This is a genomic window from Streptomyces canus (assembly GCF_001514145.1).
Lineage (GTDB): Bacteria > Actinomycetota > Actinomycetes > Streptomycetales > Streptomycetaceae > Streptomyces > Streptomyces canus.
This window is the reverse complement of record NZ_KQ948670.1, coordinates 103,181-122,012: the sequence shown is the minus strand read 5'-3', so window position 1 is coordinate 122,012 and position 18,832 is coordinate 103,181. Positions and strand designations below refer to the sequence as shown.

General features: G+C 70.6%; 17 protein-coding genes and 1 pseudogene. 12 read left to right on the top strand and 6 right to left on the bottom strand.

The annotated features are described in order from the left end of the window. From AQJ46_RS59490 to AQJ46_RS37450, 3 genes and pseudogenes are all read left to right on the top strand, one after another. A pseudogene (locus AQJ46_RS59490) lies at window positions 1-125 on the top strand (transcriptional regulator); the annotation flags it as partial. Continuing rightward, on the top strand, window positions 122-370 hold the full coding sequence (locus AQJ46_RS37455) for a DUF397 domain-containing protein (protein ID WP_057612532.1): 249 nt from the start codon (window positions 122-124) through the stop codon (window positions 368-370). The pseudogene AQJ46_RS59490 and the gene AQJ46_RS37455, both read left to right, overlap by 4 nt. Window positions 371-445: 75 nt before the next feature. Continuing rightward, a complete protein-coding gene (locus AQJ46_RS37450) occupies window positions 446-1,264 on the top strand; it encodes an SAM-dependent methyltransferase (RefSeq protein ID WP_059209805.1) in 819 nt (272 codons plus the stop codon). Between the two features lie 52 nt (window positions 1,265-1,316). On the opposite strand, the gene AQJ46_RS37445 is transcribed toward AQJ46_RS37450, so the two are convergent. After that, window positions 1,317-2,198, bottom strand: a complete 882-nt coding sequence (locus AQJ46_RS37445) for an NAD(P)-dependent oxidoreductase (RefSeq protein ID WP_059209804.1) — start codon at window positions 2,196-2,198, stop codon at window positions 1,317-1,319. Window positions 2,199-2,294: 96 nt separating this feature from the next. Between AQJ46_RS37445 and AQJ46_RS37440 the strand changes: the two genes are divergently transcribed. Beyond that, window positions 2,295-2,660, top strand: a complete 366-nt coding sequence (locus tag AQJ46_RS37440) for a winged helix-turn-helix transcriptional regulator (RefSeq protein WP_057612535.1) — start codon at window positions 2,295-2,297, stop codon at window positions 2,658-2,660. A gap of 43 nt (window positions 2,661-2,703) precedes the next feature. After that, window positions 2,704-3,444: an SDR family NAD(P)-dependent oxidoreductase gene (locus AQJ46_RS37435; protein ID WP_059209803.1), complete on the top strand. Its 741-nt coding sequence runs from the start codon at window positions 2,704-2,706 to the stop codon at window positions 3,442-3,444. A 173-nt stretch (window positions 3,445-3,617) separates the two neighbouring features. Here the strand turns inward: AQJ46_RS37435 and AQJ46_RS37430 are convergent, their stop codons facing one another. Genes AQJ46_RS37430 through AQJ46_RS37420 form a run of 3 tightly spaced genes read right to left on the bottom strand, consistent with a single transcriptional unit; the run spans window position 3,618 to window position 7,877 of the window. Continuing rightward, window positions 3,618-4,298 carry a response regulator transcription factor gene (locus AQJ46_RS37430; RefSeq protein WP_059209802.1) on the bottom strand — a complete coding sequence of 227 codons (681 nt, stop codon included), beginning with the start codon at window positions 4,296-4,298 and terminating at the stop codon, window positions 3,618-3,620. Further along, window positions 4,295-5,626 carry a sensor histidine kinase gene (locus AQJ46_RS37425; protein WP_059209801.1) on the bottom strand — a complete coding sequence of 444 codons (1,332 nt, stop codon included), beginning with the start codon at window positions 5,624-5,626 and terminating at the stop codon, window positions 4,295-4,297. The genes AQJ46_RS37430 and AQJ46_RS37425 overlap by 4 nt, the downstream gene beginning before the upstream one ends. Window positions 5,627-5,633: 7 nt before the next feature. Next, window positions 5,634-7,877 carry an MMPL family transporter gene (locus AQJ46_RS37420; protein WP_059209800.1) on the bottom strand — a complete coding sequence of 748 codons (2,244 nt, stop codon included), beginning with the start codon at window positions 7,875-7,877 and terminating at the stop codon, window positions 5,634-5,636. A gap of 203 nt (window positions 7,878-8,080) precedes the next feature. Here AQJ46_RS37420 and AQJ46_RS37415 point away from each other — a divergent pair, with 203 nt between their 5' ends. Continuing rightward, on the top strand, window positions 8,081-8,533 hold the full coding sequence (locus AQJ46_RS37415) for a cytidine deaminase (RefSeq protein ID WP_059209951.1): 453 nt from the start codon (window positions 8,081-8,083) through the stop codon (window positions 8,531-8,533). 60 nt (window positions 8,534-8,593) lie between these two features. Here AQJ46_RS37415 and AQJ46_RS37410 read toward each other — a convergent pair whose 3' ends face one another. Then, complete coding sequence (locus tag AQJ46_RS37410; RefSeq protein WP_059209950.1) at window positions 8,594-9,832, bottom strand: ROK family transcriptional regulator; 1,239 nt, start codon at window positions 9,830-9,832, stop codon at window positions 8,594-8,596. A 242-nt stretch (window positions 9,833-10,074) separates the two neighbouring features. Between AQJ46_RS37410 and AQJ46_RS37405 the strand changes: the two genes are divergently transcribed. The 4 genes from AQJ46_RS37405 to AQJ46_RS37390 are packed head-to-tail and all read left to right on the top strand — an operon-like array spanning window position 10,075 to window position 16,405. Next, window positions 10,075-11,454, top strand: a complete 1,380-nt coding sequence (locus tag AQJ46_RS37405; RefSeq protein ID WP_059209799.1) for an extracellular solute-binding protein — start codon at window positions 10,075-10,077, stop codon at window positions 11,452-11,454. Then, window positions 11,451-12,383 carry a carbohydrate ABC transporter permease gene (locus AQJ46_RS37400; RefSeq protein ID WP_059209798.1) on the top strand — a complete coding sequence of 311 codons (933 nt, stop codon included), beginning with the start codon at window positions 11,451-11,453 and terminating at the stop codon, window positions 12,381-12,383. Before AQJ46_RS37405 ends, AQJ46_RS37400 begins: the two co-directional genes overlap by 4 nt. After that, window positions 12,383-13,276 (top strand): carbohydrate ABC transporter permease, encoded by an 894-nt coding sequence (locus AQJ46_RS37395; RefSeq protein WP_079072578.1) that lies wholly within the window; start codon window positions 12,383-12,385, stop codon window positions 13,274-13,276. The genes AQJ46_RS37400 and AQJ46_RS37395 overlap by 1 nt, the downstream gene beginning before the upstream one ends. A 51-nt stretch (window positions 13,277-13,327) precedes the next feature. Then, window positions 13,328-16,405, top strand: a complete 3,078-nt coding sequence (locus AQJ46_RS37390; protein ID WP_059209797.1) for an alpha-mannosidase — start codon at window positions 13,328-13,330, stop codon at window positions 16,403-16,405. An 18-nt stretch (window positions 16,406-16,423) separates the two neighbouring features. Here AQJ46_RS37390 and AQJ46_RS37385 read toward each other — a convergent pair whose 3' ends face one another. Beyond that, window positions 16,424-17,110 (bottom strand): SDR family oxidoreductase, encoded by a 687-nt coding sequence (locus AQJ46_RS37385; protein WP_059209796.1) that lies wholly within the window; start codon window positions 17,108-17,110, stop codon window positions 16,424-16,426. Between the two features lie 115 nt (window positions 17,111-17,225). Between AQJ46_RS37385 and AQJ46_RS37380 the strand changes: the two genes are divergently transcribed. Continuing rightward, window positions 17,226-17,852 carry a TetR/AcrR family transcriptional regulator gene (locus AQJ46_RS37380; RefSeq protein WP_059209795.1) on the top strand — a complete coding sequence of 209 codons (627 nt, stop codon included), beginning with the start codon at window positions 17,226-17,228 and terminating at the stop codon, window positions 17,850-17,852. A gap of 159 nt (window positions 17,853-18,011) precedes the next feature. Beyond that, window positions 18,012-18,806: a S1 family peptidase gene (locus tag AQJ46_RS37375; protein ID WP_059209794.1), complete on the top strand. Its 795-nt coding sequence runs from the start codon at window positions 18,012-18,014 to the stop codon at window positions 18,804-18,806. Window positions 18,807-18,832: the final 26 nt, after the last annotated feature.

Sequence of the window (18,832 nt, the reverse complement as noted above, 5' to 3'; positions counted from 1 at the left end):
CGATGTACCTGGATCAGCGCTCGGACGTGTCGGCGCATCTGGAGGCGCACAACCGCATGTCCCTGCTGGCGTCGGACGCGGACAGCAAGGCGCTGCTGGACCGCATGCGCAAGGAGTACTCATGACCACCGACTGTCACGTCTACAACGGGATGCCGGCCACCGATCTGGGCGAGCAGGGCTGGGAGTCCCCGTGGAGCGGTCCCAACGGCGGCCAGTGCGTACAGACGAAGCTGCTGGCCGACGGCCGGGTGGCGTTGCGGCAGTCGACCGATCCGGCCGGACCCGCGCTGATCTACACCCCGCAGGAGATCGCCGCGTTCGTCACGGGCATCAAACAAGGCCTCGCCGACCATCTCACGGCCGGCTGAACCACGACCCGAGCCGGACCTGCCCCGGCAGCGACCTGCCCGACACCCCCACGCACACCACCTGAAAGGGACAGGATGACCAACTCGCACGCCGCGCGGGAGATCGACACCAGTCGGCCCCACTCCGCCCGGATGTACGACTACTACCTCGGCGGCAAGGACCACTTCGACGTCGACACGAAGGCGGCCGAGACCGTCGCGGCCACGTACCCCGGCATCTTCACGTGCGCCCGCGAGATCCGCTCCTTCATGCACCGCGCCACCCGTGTCCTCGCACGGGAGTACGGCGTGCGCCAGTGGCTGGACATCGGCACCGGCATCCCGACCGAGCCGAACCTGCACCAGGTCGCGCAGTCGGTGGCTCCCGAGGCTCGCGTGGTCTACGCCGACAACGACCCCCTGGTCCTCAAGTACGCCGAGCGTCTGATGCGCAACACGCCCGAGGGACGGACGGCTTACGTCCAGGGCGACTTCACGGCCCCCGAGGCGATACTCAGCTCCCCCGAGCTGGCCAGGACCCTGGACCTGAACCGGCCCGTGGCCCTGTCCCTCAACGCCATCCTGCACTTCGTCCCGGACGACTGGGACCCGTACGGCGTCGTCTCCCGCCTCCTGGACGCCCTGCCCTCGGGCAGCGCGCTGGCCGTGAGCCACTGCACGGGTGACTTCGCCCCGGAGCTGTGGGAGAAGCTCGTCGGCATCTACGCCGCCGCCGGGACCCGGGCCCAGGTCCGCAGCCAGCAGGAGGTCGCCCGCTTCTTCAAGGGCCTCGACCTGCTCGAGCCCGGTGTCTCCCTGACCCACCGGTGGCGTCCGGACGACCCTCAGGGCTCCGGCCCGGAGCTCACGGACGCCGAGGTCAGCGCGTGGGCCGGGGTGGGCATCAAGCCGTGACACGGCGCCGGCCGTGCGGGAGCAAGTACCCGCACGGCGGCCCGGACTGTCATCAGCGGACCAGCAGGTCGATCACGCCCGTCAGGTCTTCCTCCCCGCTGCCCTCGGCCAGCCGCCGGCGCATCAACGCGAAGTACGGGCTGAGCAGTTCGGGGCTGACGCCCTGCTGTTCGGCGGCGCTCACGAAGGCTGGTGTGCCGGCCACCTGCATGGCGAGGTTGGAGACGACGCCTTGGGTGTAGTCGCCGCTCCGCAGCTGGTCGGCGGTCCGGTGCACGGCCGGGGCCATCGCCACGAGCCAGTCGGCGAGCAGCGGGGCGAGCGACGCGGGGTCGATGTCCTCCTTGCGGATCAGGGCGAAGGCGTGGGCGGCCCCGGCGAACATCCCGTACATGGCGCTGAGCAGGGCCATGTCGTACAGCGCCGCGAAACCCGCGTCGTGGCCGACGTAGACGGTGCCGGCCGGGACGACCAGCGTCTCCCGGTGCCGTTGGAACAGCTCCGGCGAGCCGCTGTAGAAGATGTAGCCGCCGGACTCCGGGACACCGATCATCGGTGGGACTGCCATGATCCCGCCGTCCAGATAGCGGGCGCCGCGCTCGCGGGCCCACTCGGCGCGGGCGCGGGCCTGGGCAGGGGTACTGGTGGTCAGGTTGACCAGGTCTTTGCCGGCCAGGTCGGTGCCGGCCAACGCGTCCTCGACCGAGGCGTCGTCCAACAGGCAGACAACGACAAGGGCGTTCGCGGCGACGGCGGCGGCAGCGCTGTCCGCGACCTTCGCACCGTCCGCGGCGAGCGAGGCGGCGCGGGCCGGGGTGCGGTTCCAGACGGTGAGCGGGTGGCCGGCGGCAAGCCAGGTACGGGCCAGCGCGGTGCCCATCGCGCCGAGGCCCAGCAGTGTGACGGATTCCTTCTCAACGGCGTTCTGTGTCATACCGATTAGGCTGGTCACAGGCCCGCGGATGATCAAGTACGCACTTCGGAGTGGGTGGTTACCCCGAGGTGAGCGAGCACGTCGGAGGGGTGGGGCATGACAACGCTGAACCGGCCGGGCACGCCGGACGGACACGTCTGCGGGATCGACGCCGCGATGGAGGTGATCGGCGGCAAGTGGAAAGTGCTGATCCTGTGGGCGCTCCACGAGCACCCCTGCCGCCGCTTCGGCGAGCTGCGCCGGCTGCTTCCGGGGATCACCGAGAAGGTGCTCGCCTCCCACCTGCGCGAGATGGAGACGGACGGGGTGGTGCGCCGCGTGTCCTACGACGAGGTGCCGCCTCGCGTCGAGTACTCACTGACCGAGGACGGCGAGCACCTCAACGACGCGCTCCGGCCTCTGGCCGCCTGGGGACGCGGGCGGCCGGCCGCGAAGGGGGCGGAGGAGAGGGCGGGCCAGTAACCGGTGACCATGTCCCGCCCGGGCCGTGACAAGATCGACTGACATGAGCATCCAACATGGCGACGAGCCCGTCGCCCTGGTCACCGGGTCCACGTCGGGGATCGGCGAGGCCGTCGCGCGGCGCCTCGCGGCGGACGGGACGCGGGTCGTCGTGCACTCGCGGGCAAGCACGGAGGCCGGTCAGGCGCTGGCGGCGGAACTGGGCGGCGCCTACGTACAGGCGGATCTCGCGGTGGAGGAGGAAGCCCGGGGGCTGGTCGAGACGGCACTGGGTCACTTCGGGCGGCTGGACGTGCTGGTGAACAACGCGGGCATCAGCTGGCCGATCCCGCACGCGGACCTCGCGGCGGCGACCCCGGCGGACTGGCGGCGCCTGCTGGAGGTCAACCTCATCGCACCCTGGGTGCTGTGCACCGCGGCCCTTCCGGCGCTACGGCAGTCCCCCGGCGGCGGCAGCATCGTCAACATCACCAGCCACGCCGGCGTGCGACCCAAGGGTTCCTCGGTGCCGTACGCGGCGAGCAAGGCCGCGCTGAACCACGTCACCCGGCTGCTCGCGGCCGCGCTCGGGCCCGACGTGCGGGTGAACGCGGTGGCACCCGGTCTCGTGGACACGCCGATGACGAAGGACTGGGTACAGGCGCACGAACTGTGGCGGGACCGCGCACCGATGCACCGACCGGCCCGCCCCGCCGACGTGGCCGACCTCGTGGCGTCGGTGATCGGCAGCGGCTATCTGACCGGGGAGGTCATCGTGCTCGACGGCGGTTTGAACCTGACCTGAACTCGGGCAGCGTGAGGGCCGAATGGGCCGGTCGGGCTGTCGCCGAGGGCAGGGTGACGAGGTCACGCAGCATGGTGTTGCGTTGCTGCAGGGCCCGCGCCGTGGTGCGCCGCGCTTTCGTGGCGCACCGGAGCACGCCGCCGCTCGGTGCGCGCGGCGAGCGAGTGCGGGTACTAAAGCAGGTGGTCGGGGGCGGCCTGGGCCAGGCCCGTCCGGTAGGCGATGACGACGAGTTGTGCCCGGTCGCGGGCGTCCAGCTTCGTCATGGCGCGCTGCACATGGGCGCGGACGGTGAAGGGGCTGAGGAACATCCGCTCGGCGATCTCCTGGTTGGACAGGCCGGTCGCGACCAGAGCCACCATCTCGCGTTCGCGCGGGGTGAGCACGGCGAGCTGCTCGGGGTGGTGCGACGGGACGTCGTCCGGTGTGGCCAGGAAACGGGCGACCAGGGAACGGGTCGCGGCGGGGGACAGAAGGGTGTCGCCGTCGGCGATCGTCCGCACGGCGTCCAGCAGGTCCTCGGCGCCGATGCCCTTGCCGATGAATCCGCCGGCCCCCGCGCGCAGCGCCTGGGCCACGTATTCGTCGGTCTCGTACGTGGTGAGGATCAGGATCCGGCTGGCGCGCAGTTCCGGGTCCGCGCAGATCTGAGACGTGGCGGTGAGACCGTCCACCTCGGGCATCCGGATGTCCATGACCACCACGTCCGGGCGCAGTTCCCGGGTGAGTCTCACGGCCTCCCTGCCGTCGGCGGCCTCACCGACCACGGTGATGTCGTCGGCGGAGTCGAGAAGCAGCCGGAAGGCACCTCGCAGCAGGGCCTGATCGTCGGCGAGCAGCACGCGGAGCGTCACAGCGCATCCCCGGCCTCTGCGTCGCCCGTCCGTCCGTCGGCTGTCGCCGCGTCGGCCATCCGGTTCTCGGCGGCTGTCGCTCCGTCCGTCACGTGTGTCGCGTCCTTGGCGGGCGGGAGGGGCAGTTGGGCGGAGACGAGGAAACCGCCCTCCGGGCGCCGGCCCGCGGAGAGCTGCCCGCCGACCGCGGTGGCACGCTCACGCATCCCGATCAGACCGTAACCGGGTGGACGGTGCCCCGCCGTGGACGCACTCGGCGCCGAGGCGGCGGTCGATGCCGTACGGGCGCCCCTTCCGTCGTCGGCGACCGTGATGGTCACGCGGTCGCGGTTCCAGACGAGGCGCACCCGGGCGCTACGGGTACCGGCGTGCTTGGTCACGTTGGTCAGGGCCTCCTGGACGATGCGGTAGGCGGTGAGGTCCACTCCCGGCGGCAGCGGCCTGGCCGTGCCCTCCTGGTGCGCCGACACCTCAAGTCCCGCGCGGCGGAAGGATTCGAGGAGCGTGGGAAGCCGGGAGAGGCCGGGCGCCGGTTCGGCGGGCGAGGCGGTGTCCCCGGACTGGCGCAACAGACCGACCGTGGCCCGCAGTTCGTCGAGCGCGTCGCTGGTGGTCTCGACGAGTTCCTTGAGACTCTTGCGGGTCTGCTCCGGGCGGGTGTCGAAGAGGTGGGCGGCGACCGTGGCCTGCGCGTTGGCCAGGGTGATCTGGTGGGCCACCAGGTCGTGGAGTTCGCGGGCGATCCGCACGCGTTCCTCGGCCACTCTCCGGCGCGCCTCGCTGTCCCGGCTCTGCTCGGCCCGCAGGGCCCGCTCCTCCACGGCCGCCAGGTAGGCCCTCCGGTTCCGCACCGAGTGACCGAGTACGCCGGCCACCAGCGGGAACGCCGCCACCGCTCCCACCCTGCTCGCGTCCTTCCAGGACAGAGCCCCGAACAGCGGGGTCGAGGCGACCAGCAGCGCCACGGAGATGAGCGCCACCGCGCTCACCGCGCGCCGTTCGGTGCGCGCGGTGAGCGCATAGGAGTAGGCGGTGATCACGGCGGGAGCCGCGATGAGCGGGCTCAACAGGAGGCCCAGGAACGGCGCCAGCACGCCGCTCGCGGTCGTGACCGCCATGGCGGCCAGGGGCGCCCGGTGCCGAACCGGCAGCACGGCACACGACACCACGGCGATGACATAGGCGACGGCGGACGGCGGTGACAGCGTGCTGCCGTCGTCCTTCACCACGCCGCCGAGCAGACAGAGCGCGAACGCCGTCGCCGTGATCGCTCCCTCCCGCCACCACGTGCCGCGTGGTCGCGGGTCACCGCCCCCTGTGTTCGTCATGGCCGGGTCAGTCCCGCCCGACGGGGAGCCGCCGCACCGCCGCGTCCGACTCGGCCGCGGAGGCCGGGACATGCCTGCTCAGTGCCTCACCCTCGATATCCACATTCGGCAGCACACGGTTCAGGATACGAGGCAGCCACCAGGCCCGGTGACCGAGCAGAGCCAGGACCGCGGGGGCGATCGCCATCCGGACCACGAAGGCGTCGAAGGCGACGGCGGCGGCCAGGCCGACGCCCATCGTCTGGATGGTCGGGCTGCTCATTCCGACGAATCCGGCGAACACGCTGATCATGATGATCGCCGCCGCGGCCACCACGCGTCCGCTGTGCCGGAACCCGCTGACGATCGCCTCGCCGGGAGACGCGCCGTGGATGTAGGCCTCCCGCATCCGGGTGAGGAGGAAGACCTCGTAGTCCATGGCGAGGCCGAACACGATGCCGATGATGAGGATCGGCATCAGCGACATGACCGGGCCGGTCTGTTCGATGCCGAGCAGGTCCGCCGCCCAGCCCCACTGGAAGACGGCGACGAGGACGCCGAACGCGGCACCCACCGACAGCAGGAAACCGAGCGCGGCCTTGACCGGGACCAGCACTGAGCGGAAGACCACCGTCAGCAGGAGCACCGCCAGGCCGATGACCACGGTCAGATAGGGGACGAGGGCGTCGGACATCGCTTCGGAGATGTCGATGTTCATCGCGGTGGTACCCGTCACCAGGACGGCGGCGCCCGTGTCGGCCTCTACACCCGGGACCGCGTCCCGGATCGCGTGCACCAGGTCCTTCGTCTCGCCGCTGTTCGGCGCGGTCCGGGGAACGGCGGTGAGGACGGCCGTGTCCTTGGTCCGGCTGAGCACGGGATCACCTACCGACGCGACCCCGTCCACTCCGCCCACGGTCTTGACGACCAGGTCCGTCGTGGCCCGGGTGTCTTCGGACGCCGACATGTCCACAACCACGGTCAACGGGCCGTTGAAGCCGGGGCCGAAGCCTTCCGACAGCAGGTCGTAGGCACGGCGCTGGGTGGTCTGCACCGACTTGGACTCGTCGCCGGGCAGCCCGAGTTCGAGGCTCAGCGCCGGGAGCGCGACGGCACCGAGGCCGAGTCCGGAGATCATCAGCACGGCCACCGGCCGGCGCAGCACGAACCGCGCCCAGCGGGTGCCGAGACCGGGCCGGCCGGCCGTGGTGGGCACCGGGTGCGAACGCTCGCTTCCCGGCCGGGTGGCCTTGCGGATACGGCGGGACAGCACCCGCCGTCCGAAGAAGCCGAACAGCGCGGGGACCAGGGTCAGGGCGACAAGTACGGCCAGAGCCACGGCACCCGCACCGCCCATGCCCATCTTGGTGAGTTCGGGGATTCCGACGACTCCCAGCCCGGCCAGGGCGATGATGACGGTCGCGCCGGCGAAGACGACGGCGGATCCGGCCGTGCCCACCGCCCGGCCGGCGGCCTCCTCCGGCTCGCTGCCCTGGGCGCACTCGTCCCGGAAGCGGGAGGTGATGAAGAGGGCGTAGTCGATGCCGACCGCCAGGCCCAGCATCAACGCCAGGATGGCGACGGTGGACGTCAGACCGAGCGGAACGGCCAGTGCGGAGACCAGACCGAAGGCGATGGCCACGCCCGTGAACGCGGTCAGCAGTGACAGTCCGGCCGCGACCAGCGAACCGAGGGCGAGGACGAGCACCACCGCCGCCACCGCCACGCCGATGAGCTCCGTCGTACCGCCCAGTTCCTCCTCCGCATCCAGGGCCGAGCCGCCGATCTCCACGGTCAGCCCCGCGTCCCGGGCCTGGTTCGCGGCGTCCTCGAGGGCGCTCTTCGTCGACCCGGTCAGGTCGACGGCGTCCGCGGTGTAGGTGATCGTGGAGTAGGCGATGGTGCCGTCCTCGCTGACCGCGCCGGTCGTATAGGGGTCGGTGGTCGACGCGACCTGACGGCCCCCGTCCAGCGAGCCGAGCGCGTCCTCGACGGCCGCCTTGTTCTCCCTGGCCGTCACCCGCTGCCCGTCCGGGGCCCGGAACACCAAGCGGGCCTCGGCGCCCTGGGAGTTGCTCTGGGGGAAGCGTTCGTCCAGCAGGTCGAACGCCTTCTGCGACTCGGTGCCGGGCATGGAGAGGTCCTCTTCCTCCCCGGCCGGCGCCATGGCGGCGGCGGCGACTGCCAGCACCAGGGCACCCAGCCACAGCCCACCCACGAGACGGCGCCGCCGGAAGGCCCACCGTCCGATCCGGTAAAGAAAAGTAGCCACCTGTCGATCACTCCAGACGCCGTTGGGCAGGGGGAATGCGCGGGATCCGCACGCCTCCAACCCTTCCTTCCAGCACCCCGCCGGGCATCGTCCTGCGCCGCCGTCTTCCCCTGGTGCACCCGGACCACCCACTCCCGTGTCCTAGTGCCAACGCACCAGGCCGACTTGAGCGTGGACGGGTCCGCCGGATGTACGTTTCCTCCATGGCCGTTGATCAGGAACTCGTGGACGCCGCCGTCGGTCTGGCCCGCCACCGCTTCCCCGGACAGGACTGGTCCGGGGCCGCCGCACTGCGTCTCGACGACGGAGCGATCCTCACGAGCACCGCCCCGGACGCACCGAACAGTGCTGTGGGCCTTTGCCACGAGACGGGCGCCATCTGTGAGGCCTTCAAGCTGGGGCGGCGCGTGGTGGCGTCCGTGTGCGTCACCGCCGCCGACAAGGATCGCGGGTACTGGATCCTGGCGCCCTGTGGTGTCTGCCAGGAGCGGCTCTTCGCCTACGGCCCGGACGTCGAGGTCGCGGTCCCGGAACCTGCCGACCCACGCCGCTGGCGAACGCTGCGGCTTCGGGACGTCCAGCCCCATTGGTTCGCGCGAGTCTTCCCGGACGATGTCTGGCCTTACGAAGCCCAGGACCCGGAATCCCGGAACTGACCCGTACTTCGGACACGGGACGCCGACGCACCCCCCAACTCGACGCGCACCGCCCCCACTTCAGCTCGATACGTCCGTCAGCATCCGCCACCCCGGCGCGTAGTTCCCGTGCAGCACCAGCGACGCCGCCCCTACCGCGCCCACCGTCTCGCCGATCACGCTCTGTTCGACGGCTACCGCGCGGATCGTACGGGCGACGGACGTGCGGTTGACGGCGGCCTCGACCTCCTCGCGGATGATCGGCTCGATGCCGCGCAGCGCCTCGCCGCCGAGGACGACCCGGCTGACGTCGAGGAGGCTGGCGGCGCCGCGCGCGGCCTCGCCGATACGGCGCGCGGCACGCCGTACGACGTCGCAGGCGTCGGGATCGTCCGCGCGGGCCGCTCGGCGCAGGGCCTTCCAGTCATGGTGCACGGAGTCGGGCGCACCGGTGAGGCCGATGCGGTCGGCGGCGGTCCGGCCGTGCAGCCGCAGCAGGTCGTCGATGATCGCGGCCGGGCTGACATACGGGCCGAGGCAGTCCATCGCACCGCAGTGGCAGACACGGTCCCCGGGCTCCACGGCCATGTGGCCGAACTCGCCGGCGTTGCCCGAATCGCCGTGCAGGACCGTGTTGTTGAGGACGATGCCGGCGCCGACGCCCGTGCCGAGGTAGATGAACAGGAAGCTGCCCGCCCGGTCAGCGCCGCCGATCCAGCGCTCACCGATGGCGGCGGCGGTCGCGTCGTTGTCGAGGGCGACGGGCAGGCCGGTGGCGTCGGCGAACATCTCCGCGAGGGGGACGCGGCCCCAGCCGGGGAAGTTCGGCGGGGAGACCACGGCGCCGGTGCTGCCGTCGAGGGGCCCGGGCGCGGCGATGCCGAGGCCGAGCAGGCGGGTGCGGTCCACGGCGCTGCGGTCGAGAAGGCGCCCGGTGGTGCGCGCGATGCGGTCCACCACGTCGGCCGGGTCGCCCGGGTCGGTGAGCCGCAGCCGTCGGCTGCCGATCACCTCTCCGGCCAGGTCGACCACCACGATGACCGCGGCGTCGGGATCGAGGTGGACGCCGACCGCGCACGCCCCGTCGGCCCGGATGGTCAGCAGGGTGCGGCGCTTGCCGCCGCTGGAGGGGGCCTGGCCGGATTCGGCCACGAGGCCCGCGTCGAGGAGCTTGCGGACGACGTTGGAGACGGTCTGGTTGGTCAGGCCGGTGAGGGCGGCCAGCTCGACCCGGCTCACCTGTCCCGTGGTGCGGATGGCGTCCAGGACGACGGCCTGGTTGTAGCCGCCGACCCGCGGCAGGTTCGTCCCGCTGAGCATCGTCACCTGTCGGTCACCTGATCCCCTCACATCCGCCGCCCCCGGCACTCCCACGGCGAAAGTTTACATACTCGAAGCATTGACTTCATCCATCAAATGGATTTAGCTGACGCCCATCAAATTCCGGCCATCCAGGCCGATCAGCGCAGGGTGGCGCAGAGCATGGGGCGTCGTCCGGGCTGGCGTCCCAGGCCGAAAAACTCGCGGCTTTCCCTCAGGTTTCGCGTCCCGGAGGAACCACTGTGCGCTCGAGAATCGTCACCGCCGCGGCCTTCACCGCCGCCACCGCCCTGGCCGCCACCGGCTGCGGTTCGGGCTCGTCAGGCAGCTCGGCCAAGTCCATCAAGGTCGTCTACTGGCAGAACCTGGACAGCACCAACAAGCTCCAGGCCAACTTCCTCGCCTCGATGGTGAAGGAGTTCACCAAGGCCAACCCGGGCACCAAGGTGACCCTCGTGCCGGTGACCGCCTCCGAGAACGACTACTACACCAAACTCCAGCTCATGATGCGCTCCCCCGCGACCGCGCCCGACCTGGTCTACGAGGACACCGCGCTCATCAACTCCGACATCGCAGGCGGCTACCTCAAGCCGCTGGACACCTATACCGCCAAGTGGGCCGACTGGTCGCAGTACGCCAAGGCCGCCAAGGGCGCGGTGACCGGAGCCTCCGACGGCAAGACCTACGCCGTACCGGACGACACCGACACCCGCGGGATCTGGTACAACAAGCAGCTCCTCCAGAAGGCCGGGATCTCCGTGCCCTGGCAGCCGAAGACCTGGGCCGACGTGATCGCCGCCGCCAAGAAGATCAAGGCGAAGCTGCCCGGCGTCACCCCGCTCAACCTTTACACCGGCCAGGCGGGCGGCGAGGCGTCGTCCATGCAGGGCTTCGAGATGCTCCTGTACGGCACCCCGGCCGGCGACAAGTCCCTCTACGACGCCTCCCAGAAGAAGTGGGTCGTGGGCAGCCAGGGCTTCAAGGACGCGCTGGACTTCGTGCACACCCTCTACAGCCAGGGGCTCGGTCCGGCCAAGGAGCAGGCGCTGGGCGCCAACTTCGGGACCGCCGTGGGCACCGAGCTCATCCCCGAGGGCAAGCTGGCCATCGACATCGACGGCTCCTGGATGCCCAACAACTGGAGTTCCGCGGCGGCCAAGCCGTGGAAGGAGTGGCAGTCGGTGATGGGCACCGCGGCGATGCCGACGCAGAACGGTCAGGCGCCCGGCAGTACGAGCATGTCCGGCGGCTGGGCCTGGTCGATCCCGGCGAAGGCCAAGAACCCCGACCTGGCCTGGAAGTTCCTGTCGACCACACTCCAGACGAAGACCAACGCCGCCAAGTGGAACGCGACCAACGCCAACATCGCGGTGCGCACGGACGTCGCGTCGGACCCGACGTACCTGAACTCGGTCCCGACCAACAAGTTCTTCACGGAGCTGGTCGCCGACACCCACTACCGGCCCGGGCTGCCCGAGTACAACCAGGTCTCGACCGCGATCCAGAAGGCGATGGAGTCCGTGACGACCGGTCAGGCCTCCGTCGACAAGGCCGCCTCGACCTTCGATAACGATGTCAAGGCGGCGGTGGGCGACGACAAGACCGCGGAGGGCACTTCGTGACCACCCTCGCTCCGGCGCCTCACGGGACCGGCGGTCACCCCCGCCGGTCCCGCGGGGCGCCCGCCCCCGCCGTCCGCTCGCTGCTGCGCGGCCTGCCGACGGTCCCGGCCGTGGTCCTGCTGGCGGTGTTCCTGGCCGGTCCGATCGCGTACTGCGTGTACTACGCGTTCACCGACATGCAGCTCACCGGGGCCGCCGGCACCCACTTCGTCGGCGTCGACAACTTCACCAGGGCGTTCAAGGACACCGACTTCCTGAACGCGATGTGGCTGACCCTGCTGTTCGTGGTCGGCTCCGCGGTCATCGGCCAGAACACCCTCGGGCTCGCGCTCGCGGTCCTGATGCAGAAGGCCACCCAGCCGGTACGGGCCCTCGTCAACGGCGTGGTCATCGCCGCGTGGGTGCTGCCCGAGGTGGTCGCCGGCTATCTGATGTACGCCTTCTTCTACGACCAGGGCTCACTCAACTCGCTTCTGGACGCGGCACATCTGCCGGACCAGAACTGGCTTTACACGACGCCGATCCTCGCGGTGTGCCTGGCCAACGTGTGGCGCGGCACCGCCTTCTCGCTGATGGTCTTCACCGCCGCCATCAACGACGTACCGCAGGAGCTGGTGGAGGCCGCCGAAATGGACGGCGCGGGCCCCTGGCAGCGGCTGTGGCGGGTCGTGCTGCCGGTCATCAGGCCCTCGATCCTGACCAACCTGATGCTGATCACGCTTCAGACACTCTCCGTCTTCGGGCTGATCTACACCATGACCCGCGGCGGCCCCGGCAACAAGAGCGAGACACTGCCGATCTTCATGTACCAACAGGCCTTCCAGAACAGCCTGATCGGCTACGGCACCGCCATCGCCCTCGTCCTGCTGGTGGTCGGCGCCCTCTTCTCCGTCGTGTACATCCGGCTGCTGAAACTGGAGGACGACTGATGGCCGCCGTCGCCACTCCCCCCGCCCCGCCCGTCTCGAAGACGGTCCCGGCACCCGCCCCTCGGCGTCCGCGCCGGGTGCGTCCCGGTCGCCTCGCGATCAACCTCGTCCTGATCGCCGTGTCGGTCCTGTACGTCCTGCCGCTGCTGTGGATGGTGCTCGCCTCGGTGAGCGACACCAACTCCTTCCGGCTCAAGTGGCCTTCGGCGCTGACGCTCGACAACTTCGACGCGGTACTCAACGTCGACACCACCTACCGGCCGATGCTCAACAGCCTGCTGCTGTGCGGCTTCGGCACGGCGGTGACCGTGGTGGCGTCGGTCCTGTGCGCCTACCCGCTCTCGCGTTACCGGTCCCGGGTGCGCCGACCGTTCCTGTACACGATCCTGTTCTCCACCGGACTGCCCATCACGGCCGTGATGATCCCCGTGTACAGCATGTTCGTGCAGGTGAACCTGATCGACTCGATGCCGGGCACGACCCTGTTCCTGGCCGCGTCCGCGCTGCCGTTCGGGATCTGGCTGATGAAGAACTTCATGGACGGCGTGCCGATCGTCCTGGAGGAGGCCGCCCGGATCGACGGCGCGAACACCATGCAGGTCCTGTGGCGGGTGGTGCTGCCGCTGATGCGGCCGGGTGTCGTCGTGGTCACCATCTTCACGTTCATCGGCATGTGGGGGAACTTCTTCGTCCCCTTCATCCTGCTGCTGTCCCCGGAGAAACTCCCCGCGTCCGTCAGCGTGTTCACCTTCCTCTCCGCCCACGACCGGACGCAGTACGGGCAGCTGTCGGCGTTCTCGCTCCTCTACTCGCTGCCCGTGGTGATGCTCTACCTGCTGCTGGCCCGCAAACTCGGCGGCGGCTTCGCGCTCGGCGGCGCGCTCAAGGGCTGACCCGGACTCGTTCCCCCCACCTCGTAGTACTCGCACGGAGACGGACACCTGATGCACAACGACCGTGAAGTCACCGAACAGCGGCTGGCCCGCGTGCTCAACGAGCGGATACGCCCGGCCGTCCATGCCCGGTCCGTCCCTCTCCATGTGGAGATCTGGAACGCCCCCGGCGAGCCGGTCCCGGTCCCCGAGGGCCTGGCCGCTCCCTACCGGCCGGCCCGGGTCGGCGACTGGTGGGGTCCCGCCTGGTCCACGAGCTGGTTCAAGGTCAGCGGGACGATCCCGGCCGACTGGGCCGGCGAGACGGTCGAGGCCGTACTGGACCTGGGGTTCGCCACCCACTCCGCAGGCTTCTCCGCCGAAGGGCTGGTCTACCGGCCGGACGGCACCGCGGTAAAGGCCCTCAACCCGCGCAACACCTGGCTTCCGGTGACCGAACGAGCCGCGGGCGGTGAGGAGTTCGCCGCCCACATCGAGGCCGCCGCCAACCCGGTCGTCATGCACACCGCTCCCGGCGAGCTCACCTTCGGCCCCACGTCGGTGGGCGGCCGGGCACCGTGGCTGGGCGACCCGGCCGCGGACCCCGGCGCACCCCTTTACCGGCTACGGCGTCTGGACCTCGCCGTGTTCGACCGGGAGGTCCACGAACTCGTCCAGGACCTGGAGGTGTTGGAACAGCTGATGCCCGAGCTGTCCCCCGACACCCCGCGCCGGTGGCAGATCCTTCGGGCGGTCGAACTCGCCCTCGACAAGATCGACCTGCAGGACATCAGCGGCAGCGCGGCCGCCGCCCGGGCCGTCCTCGCCCCCGTGCTCGCATCGCCCGCGCACGCGAGCGCGCACCGGATCTCGGCGGTGGGGCACGCGCACATCGACACCGCCTGGCTGTGGCCGCTGCGCGAGACCGTGCGCAAGGTGGCCCGGACGGTCTCCAACGTCACCCACCTCATGGACGACCATCCGGAGTTCAAGTTCGTGATGTCCCAGGCGCAGCAACTCGCCTGGCTGAAGGAGCACCGCCCCGAGGTGTACGCACGGGCGCAGGAAAAGGCGAAGACCGGGCAGTTCCTGCCGACCGGCAGCCTGTGGGTGGAGCCCGACACCAACATCAGCGGCGGCGAGGCCCTGGTGCGCCAGTTCGTCCACGGAAAGCGGTTCTTCCTGGAGGAGTTCGGGGTCGAGACCGAGGAGATGTGGCTGCCGGACACCTTCGGCTACAACGCGGCCCTGCCGCAGCTGATGAAGCTGGCCGGGGTGAAGTGGTTCCTGACCCAGAAGATGTCCTGGAACACCACCAACAAGTTCCCGCACCACACGTTCTGGTGGGAAGGCATCGACGGCACCCGGATCTTCAGCCACTTCCCGCCCGTCGACAGCTACAACGGCGACCTGTCCGGCGCCGACGTCGCCCACAGCGTGCGGAACTTCCAGGACAAGGCCGGCGCGAGCCACTCCCTCATCCCCTTCGGCTACGGCGACGGCGGTGGCGGTCCCACGCGGGAGATGCTCGCGCGCGCCGACCGGCTCAGGGACCTGGAGGGCTCGGCGCGCGTCGAGATGGAGGGGCCGGTCGACTTCTTCCGGCGCGCGCACGACGAGTACGAGGCCAACGGCGGCGCACCGGTGTGGTCCGGGGAGCTCTACCTGGAGTTCCATCGCGCCACGCTGACCAGCCAGCTCGCCACCAAGCAGGGCAACAGGCACAGCGAACACCTGCTGCGCGAGGCGGAGTTGTGGGCGGCGACCGCGGCCGTACGGCACGGGCAGCCGTATCCGTACGACGCCCTGGACCGGCTGTGGAAGACGGTGCTGCTCCACCAGTTCCACGACATCCTGCCCGGGACATCGATCGCCTGGGTGCACCGGGAGGCCGAGGAGACGTACGCGGCCGTGGCCCGGGAACTGGAGGAGCTGATCGGCGCCGCTCAGGGGGCGCTGGCCGGGGATCCTGGAGGCCCGGTGGCGGGAGGCACGGTGGTCTTCAACTCCGCGCCGCACTCACGGGGCGGTGTGTCGGCGTTCGGCGCCGGCCCGCGCCCCGAGGCCGTCGCCGTGCCGGTGCCGCCGGTCCCGGACGCGGACGGGTTCGTCCTCGACAACGGTCTGGTGCGCGTCGTGGTGGACGCCCGCGGTCTGATCACCTCCGCCTACGACCACACCGCCGGACGGGAGGCACTGGCTCCCGGGGCGGTCGGCAACCTGCTCCAGTTGCACCAGGACTTCCCCAACCAGTGGGACGCCTGGGACGTCGACGTCTTCTACCGCAACAGCGTGCGCGACCTCACCGATGCCGAGTCCGTCACGGCGACCGCCGACGGTGTCCGGGTGGTCCGGGTCTTCGGCGCGTCGAGGATCGAGCAGACCCTGACGTTGCCGACCGGGTCCCGCGTGCTGGTGATCGACACGGTTGTCGACTGGCACGAGCGGGAGAAGTTCCTCAAGGCGGCCTTCCCGCTGGACGTCCGGGCCGCCCACTCCACCGCCGAGATCCCCTTCGGACATGTCGAGCGGCCCACGCACACCAACACCAGCTGGGACGCGGCCAAGTTCGAGACCTGCGCCCACCGTTTCCTGCACGTCGGCGAGCCCGACTGGGGAGCCGCCCTGGTCAACGACTCCTCGTACGGCCACGACGTCACCCGTGACGTGCGCCCCGACGGCGGTACGACCACCACGGTCCGCCTCTCCCTGCTGCGCGCCGCCCGCTTCCCCGACCCGGACCAGGACCAGGGCACCCACCGGCTCGGGTACGCGCTGGTGATCGGCGCCGATGTCACCGACGCGAGGCGCGAGGGGTACCGCTTCAACCTGCCCGAGCGTGCGGTGCCGGGCAGTGCGACGGTCGCCCCGCTGGTGTCGGTGGACCACGAGGGCGTGATCGTGGAGGCGGTCAAGCTCGCCGACGACCGCAGCGGGGACGTCGTCGTACGGCTCTACGAGTCCCGCGGCACCCGGGCCGCGGCCACACTCACCACCGGCTTCCCGCTGGCCTCTTCCCTGGTGACCGACCTGCTGGAACGCCCCTTGGACGATCCGTCGAGCCACCACCATCTGGTGGACGGTGTCCGGTTGACGCTGCGGCCGTTCCAGATCCTGACACTGCGGTTGCGGCCCGCATCGCGCGACTGAGGCTCGCGCGAGCGCGGGTCAGGTGGCGAGGAGGCCACCGTCCATGTGCAGGTCGTGGGCGTTGACGCCGGTGTTGCGGAGCAGGAACTCGGTGGCGTCGGCGATCTCGGCCATGGTCACCAACCGTCCGATCGGCGTCTGGGCCGAGTGCGGCGGGTCGGGAACGTCCCGCCACTTCGGGCTGTCGCCGATCAGGCCGGGGTGCAGGGCGTTGACGCGGTGGGGGGCCATCTCCACGGCGAGGGTCCGCACCAGGCCGGTGATACCGGCGTTGAAGGTACTGACGATGGTGGAGCCGGGGTACGGGCGTTCCTTGGCGAGCCCGCCGAAGAGAACGACGGAGGCGCCGGGGTTGAAGCGCTCGCGCAGCACACGGACGGTCTCGGCGTAGCCGACGAGCTTCATGGTCACGGCCGCCACCGCATCGGTGACGTTGAACTGCGCCAGCGAGTTCGCCGCCTGGCCGACCGCGGTGATGACGACGTGGTCGACCCCGGTCACGTCGGCCAACGCGGCACCGATCGTCTCCGGTCGGCCGAGGTCGAGGGCCAGCCCTCGCGTGCCGGGGCCGATCCGGGCGGCGGTGTCCTCCGCCCGCGCCTTGTCCCTGCTGGTGACGACGACGTCATCGCCGCGGTCGGCGAAGTGCCGGGCGATCACTTCGCCCAATCCGCCACTGCCGCCTACGACGAGTGTGCTGGTCATATGGTGACCGTCCTTCAGCTGCCGGTTGGGCGTGTACCCAACTCTTAATATCCACTTGGATATTAACCATAGCGGCGCCGGTCCTCGACGCCCGGGCCGGAAGTACAGTGATCACATGGAAGAGGGCGCCGCGAAAGGCCGCGAAGAGCCGGGGGGTCCGCCGCGCAGACGCCGGCGGGACCCCGAGGGACACCGGGCCGCCATCCTGGACGCGGCACGCCACGCCTTCGCCGAGCGCGGTTACGCCCGCACCACCCTCAGGGACATCGCCGGGCGGGCCGGTGTCACGCACGGTCTGATCACCCGTCACTTCTCGTCCAAGGAACGGCTCTTCCTGGCGGCGGTTCCGGGCAATCGTGATCTGGAGCAGTCGGCGGCCGGGGACCCGGCGACACTGCCCGACCGGATCGCCGACGCCTTCGTACGGCGGATGGAGACCGACGCCGTGGGCGACCCGCTCGTCGCCCTCGTACGGGGTGCCGCGTCGGACGAACGCGCTGCCGCCGACCTCCTGTCCGCGATGCAGGAGCGCAGTGCCGCCGTCTACGGGTCCGTGCTCTCCCCGGACGGGACGGCGACGCGGGACGACGACCTGGACGCCCGGGTGGCGCTCGTGGGGTCCTTGATGATCGGAGTCGCCTTCAGCCGGTACATCGCGCGCACCGACCCGCTCGCCTCGATGCCGCCGGAACAACTCACCGCATATCTCACGAGGATGCTGCGGCACATCCTCGTCGACTGAGACCGCCGCACAGGGCCCGAGGTCGCCGTGATGCGCGCGCCGGAACCGGGACGCCGCGTTCTTCGAAACCGATTCGCCCCTGACGCTCGTCCTCCCCACCGACCACACCACGCGGGGCCGATCCACGTCCCGCGCCAAGCAGTTCAGGGGGAAACCGCCATGCCGATCCGCGCCGCCGGATCCACCCGTCCCCGAACGCGCACGGCCGCCGTCGTCACCACGGCCGTGCTCGCCGCGGCCGCGCTCTGGTCCACCGCCACTCCCGCCTCCGCGATCAAGGGTGGCAATCCGGCCACGACGAAGGCCCGGCCATACGCCATGTTGATCGAGTTCGAGGGCAGGCAGTTCTGCGGTGGCACGCTCGTCGCGCCCACGAAGGTGCTCACGGCCGGCCACTGCCTGGAGAGCGCGGGTGACGTGTCCACACTGCGGGTCATCGGCGGCCGCACCCGGGTGGACGGCACAGATGGCACGGTGCGAAAGGTCACCTCGGCCCGGATGGACTCGCGTTACGGCGGGCCCGGTTACGCCTACGACGCCGCGGTCCTCACCCTGGACCGGCCGATGCCGTACCGGACGATCCCGGTGACCGGCTCCAGGGACGGCAAGCTGGTCGCCGAGGGCCGGAAGGCCACCGCGCTCGGCTGGGGACGCACCGGACCCGGCATCAGCGGAACGAGGCTCAAGCAGACCACGCTGGTCCTGTCCCCCGTCGCCGACTGTCAGCCGTACACCGACCCCGAGACCGACCCCGCCACGATGCTGTGCGGCATGCCCCGCCCCGGCACCACCGACAGCATCTGCCCCGGAGACTCCGGCGGGCCGCTGATCAGCGGCGGCAAGGTGGTGGGAATCGTGTCGTCCGGCAACAAGTACTGCGACGAGCAGTTCCCGGTGTCCGTCTTCGTCCGCGCGGACTCGGTCGCCACGGATCTGGGCATCCCCACCCACTGACGCCCGAGCCGGGCTCGTGATCGACC